We start from the raw sequence: 23,168 nt of genomic DNA, 5'->3' as shown, positions 1-23,168 counted from the left end.
GGTGGTCTTATTCGACCCAGCCTTGTTCACGATAGTACTTTGCAGCGCCATCATGCAGCGGTGCGGACAGACCCGCCGATGCCATCTCTTCTGGCACCAAGTTTGCAAATGCAGGGTGCAACCCTTTGAAGTCATCAATGTTTTGGAAGACAGAACTCACCAGAGTGTAGACCACGTCTTCGGATACATCTGCGGACGACACGAATGTCGCGCCAACACCGAATGTCATCGTGTCATTGTCGTTGCCACGATACATCCCACCAGGGATGGTTGCCGTCCGGTAGAACGAGTTCTGTTCAACCAGCATGTCAACAGCATCACCAGCAACTTCAACAAGAACGGAGTCGCAAGCAGTCGTCGCTTCTTGGATCGACCCGGACGGGTGACCGACCGTATAGACCATCGCGTCAATCTGGTTGTCACACAGGGCAGCCGATTGTTCCGCAGCTTTCAGCTCTGTCGCCAAAGCGAAATCATCCGTGGTCCAACCGAGCGCCTCCATAAGCACTTCCATTGTGCCGCGCTGACCGGAACCGGGGTTACCGATGTTCACGCGCTTGCCCTTCAGGTCTGCGATTGTCGAGATGCCGGAATCTGCCCGTGCAACAACGGTAAAGGGCTCTGGGTGGACCGAGAACACGGCCCGGAGGCCTTCAAAAGCACCGGCTTCTTCAAAGCGTGATGATCCATTAAACGCGTGGTACTGCCAGTCGGATTGCGCCACACCAAATTCCAGCTCACCTTCGCGAATTGTGTTGATGTTGTAGACAGAGCCACCGGTCGACTCGACCGAGCAACGCACGCCGTGATCGCGACGCCCCTTATTCACGAGGCGGCAAATTGCGCCACCTGTCGGGTAGTACACGCCAGTCACACCGCCCGTGCCAATTGTAATGAACTCTTCCGCAGTTGCGACGGGTGCCGTCAATGTTACAACCGCAACACCGACCGCCATAATCTTGAATTTATTAAACATTCTGTTCTCCCTTTGATTGATATTCAGCAATTTGATCATTGATCCCAAACCTCGGCAAGCACCCTGTTGGCCGCTTCCACCTCGGCAATTCGTGTCCGTGCTGCCGGTCCTGTTCGGCTCACCAAAACCCCGATGATGGCTTCGACCAAGAACATTGTCACCACGTAGGATGAATAAAAGTGAGGGCTGTCTGTCGGCACGACGAAGCTGACCGATGCATGTTTCAGCGCCGGACAACGGTGCGTGTCGGTGACTAGAACAACATAAACGCCCTGCTGTTGCGCGAGTGCAGCCGCTTGAATAGCGCGTTCCGAAAATGGCGGTTTTGTCACGATTATTAATGCATCGCGTTCATCCAGGCCAGCCATCCCGCCACCCAAAGATGCGCCCATGCGGCTCGCCATCATCCAGTTGTCCACACAGAAGCTTGCCATATAGGACAGGTATTCCACGACCCCTGTCGACCCTAGTGCCCCCAACAGCATCACCTTGCGTGCAGCAGCCACTCGATCCACGGCACCTTCAAGTGCCCTGCGATCCAGGCTATCCACGAACGTCTGCAAGTTTGATTGGCACGCGGCGAGATGTGCGTCCACGAAGCTTGCACGTCCTTCTTGGTGTTGGCTATGCAACCTTTCCGCACGCTCGGCAAAGTTGTTCACGCTCCGCCCGATTTTCGCGCGCATCTCTTCACGCAGTTCTTCGAAATCAGCATAGTCCAGAGCGCGAGCCAAGCGCGAGAACGCGGCAGGTGAAACACCACTCTCACGAGACACAGTTCGCAGAGTTCGCGAAGCGACATCCACCGGGTTATTGGCAAGATAATCTGCCGCCTGGCGAAGCGTATAGCTCAGACCGCTGTATCGATCGGAAAGCCGTGTTTCAAATGTCGAATCCAAATGGACCCCCTCAGGACATGCCGAAAGTGTTTCTATTGTTTCAGTCATTGTCAACGAATGGATCATCTGTTTCAGTCGCTGCACCCAATGAACGCCACTGGATCAGCCATGTCGCATGTTTTTTCGCGGAATTCGAATACCACCCTACCTGTCGCAGTGCGCGGTGAAGGAATATATCTCTATGATTCAAATGGGAAATCTTATCTAGACGGATCAGGAGGTGCAGCCGTTTCTTGCCTTGGTCACGCGGATAAAGATGTCATCGCTGCCATGGCTGACCAGATGAGTAGGTTGGAGTTCGCGCATACGGGCTTTTTAACATCAGAACCTGCTGAAACATTGGCCACGCGCCTCGTAGCTCACGCCCCTGAAGGGATTGAAAAGGTATACATCGTTTCAGGCGGTTCCGAGGCTGTTGAAGCGGCACTCAAACTTGCGCGTCAATACATGCTCGAAATTGGCCAGCCGGAACGAAAACGTTTCATTGCCCGTCGTCAGAGCTATCACGGGAACACTCTGGGCGCACTTGGAACCGGTGGTAACATGTGGCGGCGCGCGCCCTTTGACCCGGTCATGGTGTCCGCATCCCACATCGCACCTTGCTATGCGTACCGATTCCAAGACGACGGAGAGACAGAAAACGACTATGCGCTTCGCGCGGCAAACGAGTTGGAAGATGAAATCTTGTGCCTCGGTCCTGAAACCGTCGTTGCCTTCATCGCGGAACCGGTTGTCGGTGCAACAGCGGGTGCTGTTCCCCCTGCCTCAGGCTATTTCAAACGCGTTCGCGAAATCTGTGACAAGTATGGCGTGCTTTTAATACTTGATGAGGTGATGTGCGGCATGGGCAGAACCGGCACCTTCTTTGCCTGTGAACAGGAACATGTCCGCCCTGACATCGTTGCAATCGCGAAAGGTCTGGGCGGTGGATATCAACCCATTGGTGCAATGCTATGCTCAGAGGCAATTCACGATGCTATTAAGCAAGGAAGCGGCTTCTTCCAACACGGGCACACCTATCTTGGCCACCCAATTGCCTGCGCCGCTGCAAATGCCGTTGTAAACAAGCTGACCGCAGGAGGTCTGACCAAACGTTCTGCGGAAATGGGTCGTTACTTCGAGCAGTCACTTAACGCGGAATTCGGTCAACACCAGCACGTCGGCGATATCCGTGGGCGCGGCATGTTTCGCGCGTTGGAACTTGTCAAATACAAGGATACCAAGGCTCCTTTCGCACCTGAAAAAGGTCTGGCAAAATCCATCAAGGCAAAGGCGATGGAGAATGGGTTAATCTGTTATCCCAACGGCGGCACAATCGATGGCAAACACGGCGACCACATCTTGCTGGCACCGCCCTACATTTGCACCGAAGCACAGATCGACGAGTTGGTCGAGAAGCTTGCGCAAAGCCTGCAAGACGTTTTGTAAACGCCTGTAAAATTTCAGTTCTGCCAAGGGAACGGTCAGCTCACCGTCGTAAGTAGACGCCGAAAAATACTTCTAAAAGAGAGCTATATCGCAAGCGCAGTTCGTCAATAAACTCGTTTAAAAGCTGCGTGCGGTCAGGGTCGAACAAACAGATCACAGCGGTGGCATCAAGTGGGCACAGCGGACGAGAACTGAGGCTTGCTCTGAAACGACGCCCCGTGTCGAGACCATTCACAATGGCGTCCGATCTTGTTTGACTACGTAATCTCACCGTTCTACACCTCGCAGTGCCAGGGGCGCTGCAAAGCTGAGACGTACCCTTTGAACCTGAACCAGATAATGCTGGCGGAGGGAGGTCGCAGGTCACTCAACAATAGGTGACACGTCTCCATTTTCGTCTGCGAAAACGGAGACACTATGGCTTACCAAGACGTATTGACACCCCTTCGCGATAAGAACCCTTTGGTGCACTGCATCACCAATTATGTCGCGATGAACGTTGCTGCGAATGTTGTTCTCGCTGCGGGCGCATCACCCGCAATGGTGCACGCTCCGGAAGAGATTGCGGATTTCACACCAGTATGCGCGGCCGTGACAATCAACATAGGAACACTTTCCACCTCTTGGGTGGCAAGCATGCTGGCGGCCGCACAATTGGCCAATGACAGTAACATACCATGGGTGTTCGACCCTGTTGCGCATTTCGTCAGTGGATATCGCAAGGCCGTCGCCCAGGATTTGCTGGCGTTACGTCCAACCATCATTCGCGGAAATGCATCCGAGATACTGGCACTTGCCGGAGAGTCCGGCGCTGGCAAAGGGGCTGACAGTGGGGATGCGGTCGAAGCTGCAAAAGGCGCAGCGCAAAACCTCGCTGAAAGATATGGCGCAGTAATTGCCGTAACCGGTCCGACTGATTTCGTAACCGATGGCTCTCAGTCGGCCCGGGTTCAAGGCGGCTCGCCGATCATGCCCAAGGTCACTGCTTTGGGATGCGCTCAGGCCGCGCTGATGGGTGCATATGCTGCAGCAGGTCCCGCATACGATGCAGCCGTCGGTGCTTTGTCGCATTTCAAAGTTGCCGGATCACAGGCGGCGTCGAAGGCACAGGGGCCCGGCAGCTTTCAAATGCATTTCCTTGATGCGCTGGCAACTACTCAGCCTGCCGACTTGGCGGGGGCCGTCACATGATACCGGATCTTCGGCCGCGCTTGCGTCTGTACCTCGTGACCGATCCACAGCTTTGCAGCACTGCAGGCTTAGAAAACACAGTGCGACAAGCCGTTGCAGGCGGCGTCACAATGGTTCAGCTGCGCAACAAGCATGCGACAACCGCGGCCCGCATCGACATGGCACGCGCGTTGAGGGACGTCCTGTCTGGCACGGGCGTCCCTCTGGTCATCAACGATGACGTCGAGGCTGCGGTTGCAGCGGATGTGGATGGGGCTCATGTCGGTCAGGGCGACATATCAGCCGCTGACGCACGCGCGATGCTGGGGCCGGATAAAATACTTGGGCTCTCTTGTGAGAATGCCCAAGCCGTGCACGCGGTCAATCCCGCAGTCGCGGATTATCTCGGGCTTGGTCCTGTCTTTGGCACGACAACCAAGGCTGATCACAAGCAACCAATCGGCTTTGATGGCTTGGCGGGATTGGTCGCACAGTCTCCACTACCCAACGTCGCGATCGGCGGGCTGAAGGCAAAACACCAGCGTGCAGTTCTTGAAAGCGGCGCCGATGGGCTGGCTGTGGTTTCCGCCATTTGTGGTCAACCGGATGCGACAGCCGCTGCGCGCGCTTTCGCAGAAACGGAGGCAAAATTATGATACCCAATGTCCTGAGTATCGCGGGGTCGGATCCGTCCGGTGGCGCGGGTGTTCAAGCGGATATCAAAGCAATATCCGCAAATGGCGCATTTGCAATGGCAGCGCTGACGGCTTTGACGGCGCAAAACACACGAGGTGTCACCGGCATTCATCTCGTACCACCAGACTTCGTCATGGCTCAAATCAACGCGATCTTCACCGATATTCGAGTGGATGCCGTGAAAATTGGGATGATCGCAAATGCAGAGATCGCCCAAGCCGTTGTGACCACGCTTGACACCTGTAAGGCTCCGGTCGTCGTTGACCCTGTCATGATTGCCAAGGGCGGCGCCGAGCTTCTTCAGGCCGACGCTGTGGACGTTGTCCGGAATCAACTGTTGCCACAGGCAACGCTGTTAACCCCCAACTTGCCAGAAGCAGCGCATCTATTGGGGACCAAAACGGCGGCCACGCGGACCGAAATGGAAGCGCAAGGCCGCGCTTTGACCCGATGCGGACCGGGCGCAGTTTTGATGAAAGGTGGCCATCTTGGCGGCCCCGACAGCCCCGATTGCCTCGTCACAGGCCAAGATGTCAGGTGGTTCGAAAGCCCCCGAACAAAGACCCGGAATACCCACGGGACGGGGTGCACGCTGTCTTCGGCATTGGCAGCGCAGCTGGCCAAGGGGCAAGACCTCCCCGCTGCGGTCACAGCTGCCAAAAGCTACGTCACCAGCGCCATTGCCCGTGCAGATGACCTTGCGGTCGGACACGGACACGGACCCACACACCATTTCGCGGCTTTCTACGCCGACGTGGAAGGAACTCACGCATGATACCGATTGTCATCGCAGCCGCCCTGTCGATCTGCGCAACGCCACTTTGGGCTCAAGACAAAATGACTCTTCTGCTGGACTGGTTTGTGAACCCCGACCATGGACCGGTGATCGTTGCACAAGAGAAAGGTTTCTTCGCAGACGTGGATTTGGAGGTTGAGATCATTGCCCCTGCCAATCCGTCTGATCCACCAAAGCTTGTAGCAGCTGGTCAAGCTGACATGGCGATTTCGTATCAACCTCAGCTACACCTGCAAATTCACGAAGGACTGCCTTTACAACGCGTCGGTACGCTGGTCGCAACACCGCTAAATTGCCTTTTGGTACTTGATGACGGTCCAATCGCGTCGCCAGCCGATCTCGAAGGGCGCAAGGTGGGCTTTTCCGTCGGCAGTGTAGAAGAAGCCGTTTTGGGTCATGTATTGAACACCCATGGACTAAGCTTGGACGATGTCGAACTGATCAACGTGAACTGGTCACTATCACCATCTTTGATGTCAGGTCAGGTGGACGCAGTCATCGGCGCATTCCGCAATTTTGAACTGAACCAGATGGATATCGAAGGCGTACCCGGCCGCTGCTTCTACGTCGAGGAAGAAGGGCTGCCGCCTTACGATGAACTGATCTACATCGCCAACCCGGGCACAATGAATTCTGACCAGATCCAGCGTTTCCTGGCTGCCACGGAAAAGGCGACACAATACATCATCAATCACCCAGAAGAGAGCTGGGAGATTTTTTCGGGCACGGCGCCTGAGTTGCAGGACGAACTCAACAGACGTGCGTGGGCAGACACATTGCCCCGGTTTGCCTTGCGTCCCTCGGCGGTGGATGTCGGTCGTTACGCCAATTTCGAAACTTTTTTGTTCGAAGCAGGCCTGATCCCAAACATTAATCCGGTTTCTGACATAGCTATCGATGTGATGGCGCAATGATTACGCAGCCGTACGGAAAGACTTTTGCAATGTGGCGCAGCGGTTACCCTGACACATGGCGGGCTTACACGCATCACAGATTTGTCGAGGGGTTGCGCGAGGGCACCCTGCCCCGCCCCGCGTTTCTACACTACCTGATCCAGGATTACGTCTTTCTCGTCCACTTCGCTCGCGCATGGTCCCTCGGCGTCGTCAAAGCGGAAACACTGGATGAAATGAGAGTCTGCGCAGGCACCGTCGACGCCCTGGTCAATCACGAAATGGCTTTGCACATCAAAACATGTGCAGCCGAAGGGATTGATGAAGCTACATTGTTCAACGCATCCGAGGAGTTCGAAAATCTCGCCTACACGCGTTACGTGATGGATGCCGGGCTACAGGGGGATTTTCTGGATCTGATGGCCGCATTGGCCCCTTGCTGTTTTGGCTATGGAGAGATCGGGGCGCGCTTGGCGCAAGATGCTGCCGCCGATGCGCCCTATCATGACTGGATCAACACTTATGCGGGCGAGGATTATCAAAAAGTCATAGCCAATGTAGGACGCATGATAGACGCTGCCGTCGCGCGCCGTTTGGGGGAAAACCCGCAACAAGCCGCTCGGTGGGAACACTTGCAGCAGCGCTTTACCACAGCCACAGAGTTGGAGGTGCGCTTTTGGGATATGGGAATGCGGGCAGCGTGACACCGACAGCCCCATCTATCCATATCAACGGCTCCTGCTCTATCGACGGCCTGCCTTTGTTTGGGCCTTTGGAAATGACACTGAACGCAGGTCAATGGACCTGTGTTCTGGGGCGCTCCGGCGTCGGAAAATCAACGCTTCTGCGCTTGACGGCAGGATTGGAGTGCGGCGGAGTTTTCCAAGGGACGATCGCCGCGTCTGACCACCACCCCGTCAACAACCGGGTGAGTTTCATGGCGCAAATGGACCTATTGCTGCCTTGGCTTACCGTAATCGAGAACACGGTTCTGGGCGCACGCCTCCGCGGAAAGCAACCTGATTTTCTGCGCGCTAAGAACCTGCTTGAACGTGTAGGTCTTGCCGACCACCTTAAAAGGAAACCCAGGGAGCTGTCGGGTGGGATGCGCCAGCGTAACGCGCTTGCCCGTACACTAATGGAAGACCGACCCATCGTTTTGCTGGACGAGCCGTTCTCGGCTCTTGACGCCAGTAGCCGCGCCGAAATGCAGGAACTGGCTGCCGAGGTGCTGGTTGGGAAGACAGTACTTCTTGTCACCCACGACCCGACGGAGGCGGTGCGCCTGGGTCATCAGATCATTGTTCTTGGGCGAACATCAGTGCAAAAATGGCCTGTGCCCGCCAATCCACCGGTCCGCGACTCCTTTGCGCCGGATACCGTCACTTGCCAGAGTGATCTTCTCTCCGTCTTGCGGGGGCTAATGTGAGCAGGCTGGGTTACACGATTGGTGCCTCTGCCCTCGGACTGCTTTTATGGCAAGGAGTGGTTTGGGTCACTGACGTTCCTAATTTCATCCTGCCGCCGCCATCCAGAGTCGCTGCCGCCGCCTGGGACAATCGCATTTTGCTGATGGAACATGCCAGCATCACGCTGACCGAAGTTCTATTGGGCCTGTTGATTGGCTCATGTTTGGGAGCATTCACCGCAATCCAACTGGCACTTTTTCCCCGGCTGCACCGGTTGTTCATGCCGCTCCTGGTATTCACGCAGGCCGTTCCTGTTTTTGCTCTCGCCCCTATTCTGACGCTGTGGTTTGGGTACGGCATTGCGTCAAAGATCGTGATGGCGGTCCTCATCATATATTTTCCGGTCACCAGCGCATTCTATGATGGACTAACCCGCATCCCACCAGACGTGTTGGACCTGGCACGAACCATGGGCGCGAGCAAAAGGCATATCATGCAAAGGATCAGAATACCCTATGCTCTTCCGTCATTGGGAACCGGGCTGACCCTCGCTGCCGTATACGCTCCAATCGGCGCGGTCATTGGTGAATGGGTCGGCGCGTCGAAAGGTCTCGGATATCTAATGTTGTTGGCGAACGGGCGGGCAAAGACAGACCTGATGTTTGCAAGCTTGATTGTCTTGGCCGTGATGACAGCCACGCTGCACTTTGGCGTGACAAAAGCGGCAGTGGGGTTGCAGCAGAATTGAACGCGGCACCAACACCATCAAAGCCACCGCTGTTCGTACATTAGAACTTGGCCCAAAGTCCAAAACTGGTAAGTCATGGTGCTGATGGATTTCAGCGTTTCAAACTGGCAACAAGCTGGTGAAATTTCTCACCTTGGATAGCAACGTGACTGCGTAGCACCGATGCAGCTCTGTCGGCGTTGCCCTCTTGCAGCGCAAGCAGAACCTCTGAGTGCTCGCTCATGGACTGCTCCAGCCTGCCTCGAAACCGAAGCTGGATCCTGCGATATGCCTTAAGGCGGTTTTGAAGTTGAAGCGCTTGTTTTTCGAGAAAGCTGTTCGTCGAGGCACGATAGATGATTTGGTGGAACGTTTCGTTCTCTGAATAGTAGCGGTCAGGATCGGAGTCTTGAATGGCTTCCTGGCATCGCTCATTTGCAGCCGTCAGCGCTTCAATATCTTGATCCGTCATACGCATGGCAGCCAGGCGCCCGCACACTGCTTCGATCTCGGCCATGGTTTCGAACATCTCCATCAGCTCGACAGGACCAGGTTGACGGATAAACACACCGCGACGAGGCACCTGTTCAGCCAACCCAGACGTCACCAGAACTTGAAGTGCCTCGCGGATGGGCGTCCGCGATACATGAAACTGTTCCGCCAACCGCAGTTCATCCAGTCGTTCGCCATCGCGAAATTCCCCTGAGAAAACAAGTTGCTCAAGGGATGCTGCAATCTGATCTGCGCGCCTGATATCCATAAAGGAGGTTTACCATTTGCCCCCTCAAATGCAACCACCTTAATATTGTATACAAGAAAGTTGACTTGTTATGCACGGTGTGGAAGCGTTGAAGTGCAGTTTCAACCCACGAACGTTGATTCACGCCTAGGGAGGACAACATGAAATTCAAATCACTCACAGCCGCAGCCATTGCGACGTGCGTCGCTGCCGCGTCGACCGTAAGCGCGGAAACACTTCGTCTATCGCATCAATGGTCCAACAAAGACGTACGCCATCAAGTGGCCCAGATGGTTGCCGACGAAGTGGCAGCCGCTGACGTTGATCTCGAAATCCAGATCTTTGGCTCAAAATCGCTATTCAAACCACGTGAGCAATATCGACCACTAAGCCGCGGCCAGTTGGACATGACCGTGCTGCCACTCAGCTATGCCGGTGGCCAACAACCCGCTTTCAACCTGACGCTTATGCCCGGCATGGTTAAGAACCATGACCACGCCGCACGTCTCAGTGAGTCGCCTTTCATGGAGGCATTGGAAGAGAAGATGGCCGATGACGACGTGATGGTTCTGGTTCACGGCTATCTGGCCGGTGGGTTTGTCGGTAAGGACAAGTGCATCACAAAGCCGCAAGACGTGCAGGGTCTGCAGACACGTGCGGCAGGCAAGGCCTTTGAGCAAATGCTGGCCGGGGCCGGGGCATCCATTGCGTCCATGGCCTCGTCTGAAATCTACAACGCGATGCAGACGGGTGTTCTGACCGCCGCAAATACGTCGTCATCGTCGTTTGTGTCCTACCGCATCTATGAACAGGTCAGTTGCTATACACCAGCCGGCGATGTTGCTCTGTGGTTCATGTATCAACCTTTGCTCATGAACAAATCGCGCTTCGATGCGCTGACACCTGAGCAACAACAAACGCTGCTTGGCGCATCGGCCAAGGCGCAGGCCTTCTACCTTGAGGAAGCCAAGAAGCAGGATGCAGCATCGGAGCAAGTGTTCCGAGACGCTGGCGTAGAAATCGCACAGATGTCAGCCGAAGATTTCGAAGCTTGGCGCGCTCTGGCTCAGGAAACATCCTATGCCAAGTTCGTGTCCGAAGTCGAAGGCGGTCAAGAACTTTTGGATATGGCGCTGGCCGTCGACTAACATCTTTGCCAAGGGGTCGCCCGAACCGGCGGCCCCTCCCCAACAGTTTTTTCCAAGGACATCATGATGGCGGGTCAAAGCTCCGCCGCGATTGCGCGCACCGGCAATAATCCGTTTCTGCGCTTCGTGGCTGCACTATCCACACTGGCAGGTTGGTGTTCTGCGGCGATGATTGTTGCCGCTGTTGCAATAACTTGCCAAATGATCTTCATTCGTTTCGTTCTGAATGGATCGACCATCTGGCAAACAGAGGCCGTCATCTATCTCGCCATCGGCGCGACATTAATCGGGCTGCCTTATGTCCAGCGCCTGCGCGGGCACGTGAACGTGGACCTTGTGCCATTGGCCTTGAACAAACGTTTGCGCTTTGCCCTCGCCGTTTTCACACTTTCGCTGTCCATCATCATGGTGACGATCATGCTCTGGTACAGTTACGAGTTCTGGCATCTGACATGGGAACGCAACTGGCGCTCGGACACGGTTTGGGGTGTCCGACTGTGGATACCCTACCTCGCCTTGCCTGTGGGTTTCGGGTTATTCCTGCTGCAACTGATTGCTGACATGGTCGCAATGCTGCTCGGGATTGAGAAGCCGTTCGGCCTGGAGGACGTGTAATGGACCCGCTCACGCTTGGCGCACTTGTCGCGGTCTGCACGATCCTGGTCTTGTTCTCGGGCGTTTCCGTAGCTCTGGGGCTTCTGATTGTCTCCACGGGCTTCATCATGGTTTTTGACGGTGTCCGATCCCTCGAATTGATGCCAGAGATCCTGTTCGGAAAGCTGGACAACTTTGCCCTGCTGTCGATCCCGATGTTCATCATAATGGGGGCATCCATCGCGTCAACGCGGGCGGGTGCCGACCTCTATGAGGCCCTTGAACGTTGGCTAACCCGCGTTCCGGGGGGGCTTGTGATCTCGAACCTCGGGGCCTGCGCCCTCTTTGCTGCTATGTCCGGGTCAAGCCCGGCCACCTGTGCCGCGATTGGCAAGATGGGTATTCCCGAGATGCGCAAGCGCGGGTATCCGGATGGTGTCGCGGCAGGTTCCATTGCTGCCGGTGGCACACTCGGCATCCTGATCCCGCCATCCGTTACAATGATCGTATATGGCATCGCGACCGAGCAATCCATTGGGCGCCTTTTCCTCGCGGGCGTTATCCCGGGTTTGATGCTGGTGGGCCTGTTCATGGTGTGGTCTCTCTACTCCACTTGGCAATCAGGTAATCGCGCCTTGCTGGCGCACACAAATTACACTTGGAGGCAAAAGCTCGAGATACTGCCGCGCGTCCTGCCTTTCATTTTCATCATCATTGGCGTGCTTTATGCGATGTACGGAGGGGTCGCTACGCCATCTGAAACGGCTGCCGTCGGAGCCCTTTTGTGCCTGATGATCGCGATGATCATCTACAGGCTTTGGAACCCCAAAGACCTGTGGATGGTGCTGCGCGACAGCACGAAGGAAAGCGTGATGATCCTGTTCATCATCGCAGCGGCAGGCGTCTTTTCCTACATGCTGTCCAGCCTTTTCATCACGCAGTCCATTGCGGCGTGGATTGGTACATTGGACGTGAATCCCTGGGTGCTGATGGGAGCGGTCAACATTTTCCTTTTGATTGCCGGATTCTTCTTGCCACCGGTTGCCGTGATCCTCATGGCGGCACCCATTCTGCTGCCGATCATCACAACAGCGGGCTTTGATCCAATCTGGTTTGCTGTGGTGCTGACCATCAACATGGAAATCGGGTTGATCTCCCCCCCCGTTGGGTTGAACCTCTATGTTATTAATGGGATTGCACCCGACATCTCGCTCAAGACGATCCTCAAGGGATCGCTTCCATTTGTGGCGTGCATGGTGATTGCGATCATCCTTTTGTGCATCTTCCCGGGTTTGGCCACTTGGCTACCCAACGCTGTAATGGGCACCGCGATATGAGCTACTTCGCTGATCTCATTTCCACGGTTTTCGAGCGGCGCTATGCACGTGCCGTGTCATCTGATGCGCAAGGGCGTGCCATAACCGAATTGGCCCAAGATCTGCTGAGCGCGCGCGGGGAAGTTTCCGGCAGTACGCTCGCAAGGCTTATATTGGATCAATACAGCGGCGGCGATGACCAGCTTAAGCAGGCGTTCTTTGAATTCATGATGCGTGATCTGGAAATCGATCCAGTGGATGTTGTCGAAAGCCTCAAGACCTACAAGGAAACACCTTCCAAGCGCAGCTATCGTGAATTTGTGCGCGCCAGTGAACCGAAACGGCAAGAGCTGTTGCGTCGTTTGAATCAAGTACCGGGTGGGACACGGCACTTGGTATCCATGCGCAAAGATCTCTTGCGTATGATGCGTGACGCTCCAGTGCTGGAGCCCCTTGATGTGGATTTCCAACATCTGTTTGCATCATGGTTCAACCGCGGCTTTCTGGTGCTGCGCCCCATCGACTGGGCAAGCCCCGCCGAAATCCTTGAAAAGATCATCGCGTACGAAGCTGTCCACGCGATCGACAGCTGGGAAGACCTGCGCCGCCGCCTACAACCTTCGGACCGCAGGTGTTTTGGGTTCTTTCATCCCGCGATACCGGATGAGCCTTTGATCTTCGTCGAAGTCGCGCTGACCAAGGGCATCCCGAATTCCATTCAGAACCTTCTGGCTGATGGGCGCAATCCCATCGATGCCGAAGAGGCTGACACCGCAGTGTTCTATTCCATCTCCAATTGCCAGGATGGGCTTGCGGGCATTTCATTCGGAAATTCGTTGATCAAACAGGTGGTTGCGGACCTGTCTCGTGACCTTTCAAACCTTCAGACATTTGTGACCCTGTCGCCAATCCCCGGCCTGACAAGATGGCTGAACCGGGCGGATGCTCCGCTTTTGCAAAACGCGTCCATTGAGGTAAAGGTCGCGCATTATCTGCTAGAAGCAAAGCGCGAGGATGGACTACCCGTGGACCCAGTTGCACGCTTTCATTTGGGAAACGGTGCATCGGTACATGCGGTCCATGCCGATGCGGATTTGTCCGACAATGGAATACGACAATCGTCTGGTGCCATGGTGAACTATATCTATGACCTTTCTCGCATCACAACGAACCACGAGCACTTCGTGACCCACAAAACAGTGGCAGCGTCATCCGACGTCCGCGCGCTCAGTTCCACGCTCTCAACCAAAACTTAGGTAGTCAAAGCGACCGATGCCCAACCCACTCTACGACACACTGTTTGGTCAGCACCGCGCAAGCGATGCGGTGTTCCTGCATTTACCCGGAGGCCTTTCGCTCACCTACGAAGCTTTTCTGGACATCGCAGCACAGTATGCAGGTTTGATGGCCGATATGGGCCTGACGGCCGGAGATCGGGTTGCTGTTCAAACCGCCAAGTCTCCAGAAACGCTGGCTGTATACGCCGCGTGTGTACAGGCTGGTTTGGTCTTCTTACCGCTGAACACGGCCTACACCCCGGACGAGGTGGCCTATTTTGTCGAAAACAGCGGCGCACGCCTGGTGCTTGTAGAGGGCAGTAAACGCAATGCTCTGGCTGCGATCACAGAACGGTGCGGGGCGAAGCTGGAGACTCTGAATGCGGATGGTTCAGGTTCATTTGCGGACAACGCAGCGCCCTACTTGAAATCTTTTGAAACCGTATCTCGCACGGGCAGCGACCTTGCAGCACTGTTGTACACCTCCGGCACGACTGGACGGTCCAAAGGGGCCATGCTGACTCAAAGCAACTTGCTGTCCAACGCTCAGGTGCTGCAAAAGGAATGGCGTTTCACCTCACAGGATGTTTTGCTCCACGCCCTTCCAATCTTTCACACGCACGGTTTGTTCGTAGCAACCAATATCACCCTGCTGTGCGGCGGCCAGATGATCTTCTTGCCAAAATTCGATTTGGACCAGCTGATCACCCAACTGCCGAATGCAACTACAATGATGGGTGTGCCAACGTTCTACACGCGCCTTTTGGGAGACGCCCGTTTTACGAAAAACCTCACAACTCATATACGGCTGTTTGTATCCGGCAGCGCCCCACTACTGGCCGAAACACACATCCAGTTCGAAGAACGGACAGGCCATCGCATCCTCGAACGATACGGCATGACCGAAACCAACATGAACACGTCCAATCCCTATGCGGGAGAGCGCCGCGCTGGAACCGTTGGCATTCCTCTGCCCGGAGTTGAGTTGAAGATCACTGATCCCAAGAGCGGTGTGTCACTGCCGAATGGAGACATCGGCCAGATAGAAGTACGCGGTCCAAATGTCTTCCAGGGATACTGGCAGATGCCTGAAAAGACGGCCGAAGAACTGCGTGCAGACGGATTTTTCATCACTGGTGATTTGGGAACGATTGACGAGGACGGTTACGTAACAATCGTTGGGCGCAACAAAGATCTGATCATCTCGGGCGGGTACAACATCTATCCAAAGGAGATAGAGTTGATCTTGGATGAGCAGGACGGCGTTCTCGAAAGCGCCGTGATCGGGGTGCCGCACAGAGATTTTGGCGAAAGTGTCTTCGGCATTATTGTTGCGATGCCTGACCGCCAGCCCGATCTCGATGCCATAGCCGCCGAAATCGGTTCTTCGCTTGCGCGCTTCAAGCAGCCAAAAAAGCTCGTCATACTTCCTGAACTTCCCCGAAACACGATGGGGAAAGTTCAGAAGAAGGCGTTGAGAGAGCAATTTGCCGATACCTTCACCAAGTGAAATGATCGGCTCACTCCCACAGCTTGGGTGAACCGCTCCGGCGCCCAATAGGGCGTGAAATCTGTTTCACAATTTCGTAAGCGGGTACCCAGGTAACACGTGTTGCCCCGGGTACACTGATTAGCGACCCAGATGGTGAGAGGCCTGCAATTTGTAAACGGGCGTGTCGATCCGCTCATATCGCGCCTTCAGTTGCAGAGAGAGGTACTGCGAATAGTGTCGTGACTGGTGCAGGTTGCCACCATGCATCCAAAGGTTCTCCTGCTGTGTTGGCTTCCACATGTTGCGCTGCTCCCCTTCCCAAGGGCCCGGGTCCTTGGGTGTGTCGGAGCCAAGACCCCAGCACTTGCCAACCTTGTCTGCCGTGTCCTGATCAATCAAATCAGCGACCCAACCATTCATTGAACCGTAGCCTGTCGCATAAACGATCAGATCGGCTTCGAGCTTCGTGCCATCCTCAAGCAATATCCCGTCTTCAACCACTTCGCTGACCTGGCCATGGGCAAGCTTGATCTTGCCGTCGATGATCAATTGACTGGCCCCTACGTCGATATAATAACCGGAGCCACGACGCAGGTACTTCATGAACAAGCCCGATCCGTCAGCCCCCCAATCCAGTTGGAACCCGGCCTTTTCAAGACCTGCATAGAAGTCCGCATCGACCTCCCTGATCTTGTCATACACGGGCTTTTGGAACTCGTGCATGATCTTGTAAGGCAAGGAGGCAAAGATCATGTCCGCCTTCTGGGTCGTCACGCCAGCTTCGAGGGCCCGCTCTGAATAGAGATCGCCCAGGCCGATCTCCATGAGGGGATCAGATCGGACGATATGGGTTGTCGACCGCTGAACCATTGTTACGTCAACATCATTTTCCCACAATGCGGCACAGATATCATGGGCGGAGTTGTTGGACCCGATGACAACAGCTTTCTTCCCCTTGTAGGTATCGGGACCCGGATGCTTGGATGAATGATGCTGATCTCCCTTGAACTTATCCATGCCGGGGAAACTCGGGACGTTTGCCTTGCCTGACATCCCGGTGGCCATCACCAGTTGTTTTGGTCGCAATGTGATTTCTTCACCGTCACGCTCAACCACTACAGTCCATTCTTTGGAGCCTTCATCGAACTTGGCAGATTTCGCCGTGGTCTTGGTCCAATAGTTCAACTCCATGACCTTGGTGTACATCTCCAGCCAATCGCCGATCTTGTCCTTGGGCGAAAAGACGGGCCAGTTTGATGGGAACGGCAGATAAGGAAGGTGGTCGTACCAGACCGGGTCATGCAGGCAGAGCGACTTGTAGCGGTTGCGCCAACTGTCTCCAGGTTTGTCGTTTTTCTCGATAATGATTGTGGGCACACCAAGCTGACGCAGCCGTGCACCAAGCGCAATTCCACCCTGCCCGCCTCCGACGATCACGGTGTAGGGCTGGACAGAATGGCCGAGCTCGGCAATCTCCTGATCGCGTTCTTCGCGCCAGGATTTCCGACCTTTTCCCACACCATGCTTGGCACCCAGTGGTCTTTCATAGCCAAGCGGCTCTTCGTGACCTTTCAGCTCTGTCATTGACGTGAGCAGCGTCCAGATCAATCCGTCTTTCAAACGGATAAGGCCATAGCCTCGTGACACATCGGTTTCGAACGTAATCCATGCGGTTACAATGCCGCCTTCTTCAGTGACAGCCTCGCCTTCTGCAACTTGCCAACCTTTAGGTTTGATTGCTGAAAGCTGAGCTTGCAGCATGTCGCGGATCGCATCCTGCCCCTCCATCGTGCGGATGTTCCACGTAAACGAAACCAGATCGCGCCAAAAGCAATCGGCCTGGAACATGGACACGAACTCATCCACTCGACCATTTTCCAAGGCATCGCCGAACCGGTTCAGTGTTTCCTCGACTTGGTCACTATGTGATGTATCCAGCATGAAATGATCCTCCTCCCATTGTTTGAAGGCGATCATTGCCGGGGGCGTTCAAGAGACCTATCCAAAGCGTACGGCCCCGCTGCGACGCAGCGCGAATGGAGTTGAAATTCTGTTGCATTCTGATGCAACGCCACACCCTGTGGCATCAGGGGCGCCTGATCCCTGCGCGTTTCATTTGTCGGTGGATCGTTGTTCTGTCCACGCCACGCAAGCGCGCCACGCGCGATATGTTCCACCCGCATTCACTCAAACAGCGTTCAAGATCTGCAACCCAGCCTGCAGCATGGTCAGTTTTCGGATGGATCACCGGCTTCGGGATATGTTCAATGTCAATGAAACCATCGTCACTCAGCGCCATCGAAACACGCAACGTGTTCCTCAACTCCCTGATGTTGCCGGGCCATCTGCGGTTCCTAAGATGAGATCGAGCACCCTCGGAGATCGTGAACGTTTTTGGTGAAGCAATGCCAGCCAGCCGCATGATCTTGTCGACAAGACCGTCAATGTCAGTACGGTCATCAAGGTCCGGAAGATCAAGGCACGCGCCACCCAATCGAAATATCAAGTCGTCGCGCATCTCGCATTCGGACAGTGGTACAGTGCTTGCTGAGATAATCTTGGCTTTGATGGCAATTGGGTTGGCGCCGCTTGTGGGCCGTATTCCATCGTCCGTGAGCGCACGGGCCAGACGTGCCTGAACGGTTGCTGGCATTTCATCTGCCGCATCGAGAAACAGCACACCATCCCGCGCACGAGCAACAAGACCGCCATCACCGCTGTTGTCCCCAAAAAGGATAGTTTCCAAATGGCGCCCTGGGAAATCTGCGCATTGAACGACGACAAATGGAGCACGCTCATCACGTTTTTTGTGAATGGCGCGAGCCAGTCGCTCTTTTCCAGTTCCGCTCGAACCTGTAATCCAGATCGGCACGTCATTCGCTGCCAAGCGCTCTGCTTTGCTCAGCGTCTGTTCAACCTTGGGGTCGCCACAGTGCAAAGTCGCAAATGCATTCGACAGTTTTGCCGACAAAGGGAGTTTGCGGAGGCGGGTCGCAGGCTGTGGAGCTATTGCATGTGCATAGACGACATCACCCGATTTAAGGAACACACATCGCTCCCGTGTGGGACGGCTTCTGGAGAACGTGGGAAGGTCATCTATTTCAAGATCCAGAAATGAATTCAGTAACTTTCCAACGACCGCACTGCCCACAGGACCGGACAAAATGCGTTGAGCCTGTCGCGTAGCACCAATGATCGTTCCAGAATTATCGATGGCCAGCGCGCCATCTGGATCCACATCTACAAACTCCGGGCGTCGAGAAAAACGCAACACCCAATGTGTGCTCATCTCAGCCATCAGGTTGGCAAGCTCGATACGCCGCGCCGCTGTTTTGACCATGTGCAACGCCAGCGCCTGCGTCGCCTTTGGTTGTGGAGATCGTAGCAATGATACATCCAGAACAGCGGCCAAACTGCCACTGAGATCATAAATGGGGGCTGCGCTGCAACTCAGCGGAACGTGGTGCAGATCAAAATGATCTTCCTGATGAACTGTCACCGCCCTGCCGGTTGCGATACAAGCGCCCACGCCATTTGTCCCCGATTGTGCTTCGGACCACGACGACCCGAGAAACAATCCCGACGCGCGCAGATCGTCCTCAAAGTTTGCATCGCCAAAGTAGTCGACGGTGACACCTTGTGCATCAGCGAGCAACAAGACGTAGTTCTGGCTTGCAACCTGTTGAAACAGGTCTTCCAACCCAGACCGTGCAATTGAGGTCAATCGCTCGGCCTGCTGCTGATGATGTCGGAGTTGGCGTTCCGGCAGAATATACGCTGGCGTTGGTTTGGTTGGATCAAGCCCATGCTGTTCGATACATCTGCGCCATGACGCAACGACAAAGTCGTCGCGTTGCACTGGGCGTTCCGACAGAGCGGCTTCAATCTCTTTGATATGTTCTACTGCAGACATCGTTTCCTCCAAAACGGTTCTGCTCTCGACCTCAGTGTCAGGATATTGTCTGTGGCGCGTTTGTCCAATACGGCGATGCAGCCGGTGCTTTAGCGAACAGGCGGATCGACATCGCCCTGTAATTACGGATGCGTCTCTTGTGCAGGATCACACGACATCAACCGTGATTTATGGTGTTTGCATTTCGGCGTTGAGGAAGTCGTCCGGGCTATCGACCTCTTGCAAAGCCTGTCCTTGAATACACCAAAACCGGTTGCCTACATTTCGCAGAAAACGTCTGTCATGGCTGACCAGCAGACAGGATGTATCGCGGTCAATCAGTTCATTCTCCAACGCTTCTTGACCGTCGATATCCAGATGGTTCGTGGGTTCATCAAGCAGATAGAAATTCGGGTTTTTCAGGCGAAGCACCAACATGGTCAGCCGCGCCTTCTGCCCACCGGACAGGGCTCCAATCCTTGTATCCTGCATCTGATAGCTGACGCCCGCACCGGCCAATACCCCCCGCGCCCGTTGATCACCGATGTCGAAGTTGTGTGTCACAGCGCGCATGGGTGTATCGTCGTCTGAAAGCTGGCTGAGATGCTGATCAGAATACCCGGCGACGGCAGATGCCGCGCATCTAATTGTTGTGTCTTCACCGTCCAAAGCGCGTGCGATCATCTTGACCATTTGGGTCTTGCCCGCACCGTTCGCACCCAACAACACGACCCGATCACCCGGCGATATCCATTTCTTTCCGGTTCTGTATAGCAACCTATTGTCTGGGGTTTTGACTACAACGTCATCAAGGGCAATCAATGCTTTGGCGTGCGTTCCGCTGTTCGATAGCTTGATGTCTCCTGCGTTTTTACCCTTATGCGCAGGTCTTGCGGCGGCTTCTATTTTGTTAGCTCGCTCGGTCAGCTGCTTTGTCTTGGTCAACAGCAGATCAGAGCCGGAATTCACACCCACATTCTTCAACTTCGCCGCCTGCTTCCGTAGCTGCTGCGCCTTGTTTAGATCATTGGCAAACCGACGCGCGTCCGCCATGTCGGCTTCTTCGAGGGCCGCGCGGGCAGCCGAAAACGGCAACGCAAAGAAGCGCGACTGCTCTGGGCGCAAGAACAGCGTGCCATTGGTCACAGCATCCAGGAATGCCCGGTCATGCGAAGTCATCAACACTGGCAAATCACTGGGCAACGCGGCCATCCAGCTCTCAAGAGCAGCGATACGCTGCAAATCCAAGTGGTTGGTGGGCTCGTCCAGCAGCAACAAACCCGGCTCGTTGACCCAGACGGCCGCAAGCATCGCCATGCGTTGCCACCCGCCACTAAGCTCTGCCAGTGATCTGTGTTGGAACTCATATGGAACGGACAAATCATTCAGCACCACGTCGACACGCCAGCTTTCATAATCAACCTGTTCAGATGGAAGCGCCGCCAATACCCAATCATACATCGTGTAGGACAACGCATGTGTTGGAAGGTCTTGCGTTACAAAGCCAATGCGCAGCCCACGGGCCCGCGTGATTTCGCCGCTGGTTTGGTCAATCTCCCCGGCAAGACAGGACAGAAGTGTCGACTTTCCGCTGCCGTTTTGTGCAACCAGACCGATGCGGTTGCCTTTGGAAATTGTAAAGCTGAGGTCAGAAAAGAGCGTACTGCTCAGAGTTACCGCCAGAGCGTTTGAATGCAGGATAGCCATAGGAATCTCGGAACACGGAATGGGTGCCGCAGCGCGGCTTTGGGCAGACCGGGTGGTGAGATTACCTTTGGTCAGCCCTGCAAACGAATTTACAGGGCGACGCGGGGACCATGCTGAAGTCGACGTGTGATGCGCATGCTCAGCTTGTGCCCTCCCATTGTGACTATGTTTCTCGAACTACGACACTAACGCCCATTCGCCCATTTGGCAAACATCTGCTTTGACTTACACCGACTGACCAGCGGAAGGTATCAGACGCCAAGCAACGGCCTACTCCAACAATCGCTAACAGCCTGACTTGGCATCAAAACCGATGCGACTTACTGTGTGATAGTGCCTCATTCGACGCACCGGCATCGAGGTTGCTCATGGATATCAAAGACAAGATTATCGTCGTCACCGGTGCAGCCGGAGGTATAGGCCGTGCACTCTGTTATGCGTTTGCAAATGAGGGCGCCGAACACATCATTTGCGCTGACCGTGATATCGTAGGCTCCGAGGAAACCTCGAATAAAATCAAAGGCACAGCGGCAAAAGTTGATGTCGCAAACGAGGAACAGATCAAGTCCCTGATAGAAACAACCGAAGCGTCTGTCGGCCCGATCGACATCTTCTGCTCCAACGCAGGTGTTTTGGTCGAAGGTGGCGCAGAGGCGCCAGATGCAGACTGGCAACGTTTGTGGGATATCAACGTGATGGCGCATGTCTGGGCGGCACGGCACGTTGTGCCGCGCATGACAGAGCGTGGCGGCGGTTATCTGCTGAACACCGCTTCTGCTGCCGGTCTTCTGAACCAGATTGGATCAGCTCCATACGGTGTGACAAAGCACGCGGCCGTGGGACTTGCCGAATGGTTGGCCATCACGCATGGCGATGCCGGTATCAAGGTATCGGTCTTGTGCCCCCAAGCGGTTCGCACCGCAATGACCGAAGGTCACGAAGACCATGTAGCAGCCATAGACGGAATGCTTGAACCCGAAGATGCCGCGCGTGCCTGTGTCGATGCCATCCGGGATGAGACATTTCTGGTTCTACCGCACGCGAACGTACTGAAGTACATGCAGCTTAAGACGGGGGATTATGACCGTTGGATTGCTGGCATGCAAAAATTGAACCGCGCTTACAGCGGTTAACTCTTCGGCGTGATTGGGCGAATAAGCCCTTCTTGCGCAACCGATGCGACTAGCGTTCCGTTCTTGTCGTAGATCATGCCGCGGTTAAAGCCCCTGCCTTTGCCTGACCACGGACTGTCCATGGTGTACAAGTGCCAGTCGCAGAATTCCGCAGGCGCATGGAACCACATGGCATGATCAAGACTGGCCGCCATCACACGCCCAGTGAACCAGGTTTGTCCGTGGCGCCGCAATGCCGTCCCCAATAGGTTCAGATCCGACGCATAGGCCAGAAGGCAATGTTGCAATTGCGGACTGATCCCGCGCGCCGCAGCCATGCGGAACCAAAGGTGACTGCGGTCATCCATCGGGTCCGGCGCGAAGAAATCACGCGGCGCAACCTCTCGGATATCAATCGGACGCGGGCGCAGGAACTCTTCATGGAACTTCTCAGGTATCCGATCCACCACGGCTTCGCGCAGCGTTGTACGGTCGGACAGGTGGTCCGGACCTTCTACATCCGGCATGGGGTGTTGATGCGACCAGCCGTCCTCATCCGCGTGAAAGGACGCAGACATGTTCAGGATCTGCCGCCCATGCTGGATTGCCACGACGCGGCGTGTGGTAAAGCTGCCACCGTCGCGTGCCCGGTCGACCTGGTAGATGACCGGGATGGACGGATCGCCCGGACGGATAAAGTAAGCATGTAACGAATGGCACAACCGGTCCTCGACTGTGCGATAAGCTGCCGCCAATGCCTGCCCGATCACCTGACCGCCAAAAATACGCGTGGGTGTCTCGCCACCCTGCCCGGTTCCACGGAACAAATCGACTTCAAGCCGCTCTACGGCGAGAAGGTCCAACAACGTCTGATGTGCATCTGTCATGGATTTTTCC

21 protein-coding genes and 1 riboswitch are annotated in these 23,168 nt (G+C 55.2%); of the genes, 14 read left to right on the top strand and 7 right to left on the bottom strand.

Going from position 1 to position 23,168, the window contains the following annotated elements; all coding sequences use genetic code 11:
* Nucleotides 1-7: 7 nt before the first annotated feature.
* Nucleotides 8-955 (bottom strand): TAXI family TRAP transporter solute-binding subunit, encoded by a 948-nt coding sequence (locus Q1A51_RS10375; RefSeq protein ID WP_299201070.1) that lies wholly within the window; start codon nucleotides 953-955, stop codon nucleotides 8-10.
* Between the two features lie 56 nt (nucleotides 956-1,011).
* The gene (locus tag Q1A51_RS10370) at nucleotides 1,012-1,875 is read right to left on the bottom strand and encodes a MurR/RpiR family transcriptional regulator (protein ID WP_299596446.1); all 864 of its coding nucleotides are present in this window, start codon (nucleotides 1,873-1,875) and stop codon (nucleotides 1,012-1,014) included.
* Between the two features lie 108 nt (nucleotides 1,876-1,983).
* On the opposite strand from Q1A51_RS10370, the gene Q1A51_RS10365 reads away from it, so the two are divergent.
* The 8 genes from Q1A51_RS10365 to Q1A51_RS10330 all read left to right on the top strand — a co-directional run bounded on the left by Q1A51_RS10365 (nucleotide 1,984) and on the right by Q1A51_RS10330 (nucleotide 9,015).
* Nucleotides 1,984-3,303 carry an aspartate aminotransferase family protein gene (locus tag Q1A51_RS10365; protein WP_299599620.1) on the top strand — a complete coding sequence of 440 codons (1,320 nt, stop codon included), beginning with the start codon at nucleotides 1,984-1,986 and terminating at the stop codon, nucleotides 3,301-3,303.
* A 282-nt stretch (nucleotides 3,304-3,585) separates the two neighbouring features.
* A riboswitch (TPP riboswitch) is annotated at nucleotides 3,586-3,675 on the top strand.
* Between the two features lie 45 nt (nucleotides 3,676-3,720).
* Nucleotides 3,721-4,494, top strand: coding sequence for a hydroxyethylthiazole kinase (gene thiM, locus Q1A51_RS10360; protein WP_299596450.1), 774 nt, complete (start codon nucleotides 3,721-3,723; stop codon nucleotides 4,492-4,494).
* A complete protein-coding gene (gene thiE / locus Q1A51_RS10355; protein WP_299596453.1) occupies nucleotides 4,491-5,129 on the top strand; it encodes a thiamine phosphate synthase in 639 nt (212 codons plus the stop codon). Before thiM ends, thiE begins: the two co-directional genes overlap by 4 nt.
* Complete coding sequence (thiD, locus tag Q1A51_RS10350; RefSeq protein ID WP_299596456.1) at nucleotides 5,126-5,944, top strand: bifunctional hydroxymethylpyrimidine kinase/phosphomethylpyrimidine kinase; 819 nt, start codon at nucleotides 5,126-5,128, stop codon at nucleotides 5,942-5,944. The genes thiE and thiD overlap by 4 nt, the downstream gene beginning before the upstream one ends.
* Nucleotides 5,941-6,879, top strand: coding sequence for an ABC transporter substrate-binding protein (locus Q1A51_RS10345; protein WP_299596459.1), 939 nt, complete (start codon nucleotides 5,941-5,943; stop codon nucleotides 6,877-6,879). Before thiD ends, Q1A51_RS10345 begins: the two co-directional genes overlap by 4 nt.
* Nucleotides 6,876-7,562, top strand: a complete 687-nt coding sequence (tenA, locus tag Q1A51_RS10340; protein ID WP_299596462.1) for a thiaminase II — start codon at nucleotides 6,876-6,878, stop codon at nucleotides 7,560-7,562. The genes Q1A51_RS10345 and tenA overlap by 4 nt, the downstream gene beginning before the upstream one ends.
* Nucleotides 7,559-8,287, top strand: a complete 729-nt coding sequence (locus tag Q1A51_RS10335; protein WP_299596465.1) for an ABC transporter ATP-binding protein — start codon at nucleotides 7,559-7,561, stop codon at nucleotides 8,285-8,287. Before tenA ends, Q1A51_RS10335 begins: the two co-directional genes overlap by 4 nt.
* A complete protein-coding gene (locus Q1A51_RS10330; protein ID WP_299596468.1) occupies nucleotides 8,284-9,015 on the top strand; it encodes an ABC transporter permease in 732 nt (243 codons plus the stop codon). Before Q1A51_RS10335 ends, Q1A51_RS10330 begins: the two co-directional genes overlap by 4 nt.
* Nucleotides 9,016-9,106: 91 nt before the next feature.
* On the opposite strand, the gene Q1A51_RS10325 is transcribed toward Q1A51_RS10330, so the two are convergent.
* Nucleotides 9,107-9,754: a GntR family transcriptional regulator gene (locus tag Q1A51_RS10325; protein WP_299596471.1), complete on the bottom strand. Its 648-nt coding sequence runs from the start codon at nucleotides 9,752-9,754 to the stop codon at nucleotides 9,107-9,109.
* Between the two features lie 140 nt (nucleotides 9,755-9,894).
* Here Q1A51_RS10325 and dctP point away from each other — a divergent pair, with 140 nt between their 5' ends.
* The 5 genes from dctP to Q1A51_RS10300 all read left to right on the top strand — a co-directional run bounded on the left by dctP (nucleotide 9,895) and on the right by Q1A51_RS10300 (nucleotide 15,578).
* Nucleotides 9,895-10,881, top strand: a complete 987-nt coding sequence (dctP, locus tag Q1A51_RS10320; RefSeq protein ID WP_299596474.1) for a TRAP transporter substrate-binding protein DctP — start codon at nucleotides 9,895-9,897, stop codon at nucleotides 10,879-10,881.
* A gap of 66 nt (nucleotides 10,882-10,947) precedes the next feature.
* The gene (locus tag Q1A51_RS10315) at nucleotides 10,948-11,496 is read left to right on the top strand and encodes a TRAP transporter small permease (protein ID WP_299596477.1); all 549 of its coding nucleotides are present in this window, start codon (nucleotides 10,948-10,950) and stop codon (nucleotides 11,494-11,496) included.
* Nucleotides 11,496-12,812 carry a TRAP transporter large permease gene (locus tag Q1A51_RS10310; RefSeq protein ID WP_299596480.1) on the top strand — a complete coding sequence of 439 codons (1,317 nt, stop codon included), beginning with the start codon at nucleotides 11,496-11,498 and terminating at the stop codon, nucleotides 12,810-12,812. The genes Q1A51_RS10315 and Q1A51_RS10310 overlap by 1 nt, the downstream gene beginning before the upstream one ends.
* Nucleotides 12,809-14,047, top strand: coding sequence for a malonyl-CoA decarboxylase (locus tag Q1A51_RS10305; protein ID WP_299596483.1), 1,239 nt, complete (start codon nucleotides 12,809-12,811; stop codon nucleotides 14,045-14,047). The genes Q1A51_RS10310 and Q1A51_RS10305 overlap by 4 nt, the downstream gene beginning before the upstream one ends.
* A 16-nt stretch (nucleotides 14,048-14,063) precedes the next feature.
* Entirely contained in the window at nucleotides 14,064-15,578 is a 1,515-nt protein-coding gene (locus Q1A51_RS10300; protein WP_299596486.1) for a malonyl-CoA synthase, read from the top strand.
* A gap of 120 nt (nucleotides 15,579-15,698) precedes the next feature.
* On the opposite strand, the gene Q1A51_RS10295 is transcribed toward Q1A51_RS10300, so the two are convergent.
* The 3 genes from Q1A51_RS10295 to Q1A51_RS10285 all read right to left on the bottom strand — a co-directional run bounded on the left by Q1A51_RS10295 (nucleotide 15,699) and on the right by Q1A51_RS10285 (nucleotide 21,159).
* On the bottom strand, nucleotides 15,699-17,501 hold the full coding sequence (locus Q1A51_RS10295; protein WP_299599622.1) for an NAD(P)/FAD-dependent oxidoreductase: 1,803 nt from the start codon (nucleotides 17,499-17,501) through the stop codon (nucleotides 15,699-15,701).
* Between the two features lie 145 nt (nucleotides 17,502-17,646).
* Nucleotides 17,647-19,473 (bottom strand): sigma-54-dependent Fis family transcriptional regulator, encoded by a 1,827-nt coding sequence (locus Q1A51_RS10290; protein WP_299596489.1) that lies wholly within the window; start codon nucleotides 19,471-19,473, stop codon nucleotides 17,647-17,649.
* Between the two features lie 168 nt (nucleotides 19,474-19,641).
* Nucleotides 19,642-21,159 (bottom strand): ABC-F family ATP-binding cassette domain-containing protein, encoded by a 1,518-nt coding sequence (locus Q1A51_RS10285; RefSeq protein WP_299596492.1) that lies wholly within the window; start codon nucleotides 21,157-21,159, stop codon nucleotides 19,642-19,644.
* Nucleotides 21,160-21,527: 368 nt separating this feature from the next.
* On the opposite strand from Q1A51_RS10285, the gene Q1A51_RS10280 reads away from it, so the two are divergent.
* Nucleotides 21,528-22,292 (top strand): SDR family oxidoreductase, encoded by a 765-nt coding sequence (locus tag Q1A51_RS10280; RefSeq protein WP_299596495.1) that lies wholly within the window; start codon nucleotides 21,528-21,530, stop codon nucleotides 22,290-22,292.
* On the opposite strand, the gene Q1A51_RS10275 is transcribed toward Q1A51_RS10280, so the two are convergent.
* On the bottom strand, nucleotides 22,289-23,158 hold the full coding sequence (locus Q1A51_RS10275) for an acyl-CoA thioesterase II (RefSeq protein ID WP_299197120.1): 870 nt from the start codon (nucleotides 23,156-23,158) through the stop codon (nucleotides 22,289-22,291). The genes Q1A51_RS10280 and Q1A51_RS10275 overlap by 4 nt on opposite strands.
* Nucleotides 23,159-23,168 lie beyond the last annotated feature (10 nt).

Source organism: uncultured Tateyamaria sp. (assembly GCF_947496075.1).
Lineage (GTDB): Bacteria > Pseudomonadota > Alphaproteobacteria > Rhodobacterales > Rhodobacteraceae > Tateyamaria.
Note: the sequence above shows the minus strand (reverse complement) of the source record. Positions and strands in the feature narration are given on the sequence as shown.

What these genes read in the sequence shown, in the direction of transcription:
- Q1A51_RS10375 (WP_299201070.1), bottom strand. Translation starts at nt 955, where the DNA reads ATGGCGGTCGGTGTTGCGGTTGTAACATTGACGGCACCCGTCGCAACT.
- Q1A51_RS10365 (WP_299599620.1), top strand. Translation starts at nt 1,984, where the DNA reads ATGTCGCATGTTTTTTCGCGGAATTCGAATACCACCCTACCTGTCGCA.
- thiM (WP_299596450.1), top strand. Translation starts at nt 3,721, where the DNA reads ATGGCTTACCAAGACGTATTGACACCCCTTCGCGATAAGAACCCTTTG.
- thiE (WP_299596453.1), top strand. Translation starts at nt 4,491, where the DNA reads ATGATACCGGATCTTCGGCCGCGCTTGCGTCTGTACCTCGTGACCGAT.
- thiD (WP_299596456.1), top strand. Translation starts at nt 5,126, where the DNA reads ATGATACCCAATGTCCTGAGTATCGCGGGGTCGGATCCGTCCGGTGGC.
- Q1A51_RS10345 (WP_299596459.1), top strand. Translation starts at nt 5,941, where the DNA reads ATGATACCGATTGTCATCGCAGCCGCCCTGTCGATCTGCGCAACGCCA.
- tenA (WP_299596462.1), top strand. Translation starts at nt 6,876, where the DNA reads ATGATTACGCAGCCGTACGGAAAGACTTTTGCAATGTGGCGCAGCGGT.
- Q1A51_RS10325 (WP_299596471.1), bottom strand. Translation starts at nt 9,754, where the DNA reads ATGGATATCAGGCGCGCAGATCAGATTGCAGCATCCCTTGAGCAACTT.
- dctP (WP_299596474.1), top strand. Translation starts at nt 9,895, where the DNA reads ATGAAATTCAAATCACTCACAGCCGCAGCCATTGCGACGTGCGTCGCT.
- Q1A51_RS10315 (WP_299596477.1), top strand. Translation starts at nt 10,948, where the DNA reads ATGGCGGGTCAAAGCTCCGCCGCGATTGCGCGCACCGGCAATAATCCG.
- Q1A51_RS10310 (WP_299596480.1), top strand. Translation starts at nt 11,496, where the DNA reads ATGGACCCGCTCACGCTTGGCGCACTTGTCGCGGTCTGCACGATCCTG.
- Q1A51_RS10305 (WP_299596483.1), top strand. Translation starts at nt 12,809, where the DNA reads ATGAGCTACTTCGCTGATCTCATTTCCACGGTTTTCGAGCGGCGCTAT.
- Q1A51_RS10300 (WP_299596486.1), top strand. Translation starts at nt 14,064, where the DNA reads ATGCCCAACCCACTCTACGACACACTGTTTGGTCAGCACCGCGCAAGC.
- Q1A51_RS10295 (WP_299599622.1), bottom strand. Translation starts at nt 17,501, where the DNA reads ATGCTGGATACATCACATAGTGACCAAGTCGAGGAAACACTGAACCGG.
- Q1A51_RS10290 (WP_299596489.1), bottom strand. Translation starts at nt 19,473, where the DNA reads ATGTCTGCAGTAGAACATATCAAAGAGATTGAAGCCGCTCTGTCGGAA.
- Q1A51_RS10285 (WP_299596492.1), bottom strand. Translation starts at nt 21,159, where the DNA reads ATGGCTATCCTGCATTCAAACGCTCTGGCGGTAACTCTGAGCAGTACG.
- Q1A51_RS10280 (WP_299596495.1), top strand. Translation starts at nt 21,528, where the DNA reads ATGGATATCAAAGACAAGATTATCGTCGTCACCGGTGCAGCCGGAGGT.
- Q1A51_RS10275 (WP_299197120.1), bottom strand. Translation starts at nt 23,158, where the DNA reads ATGACAGATGCACATCAGACGTTGTTGGACCTTCTCGCCGTAGAGCGG.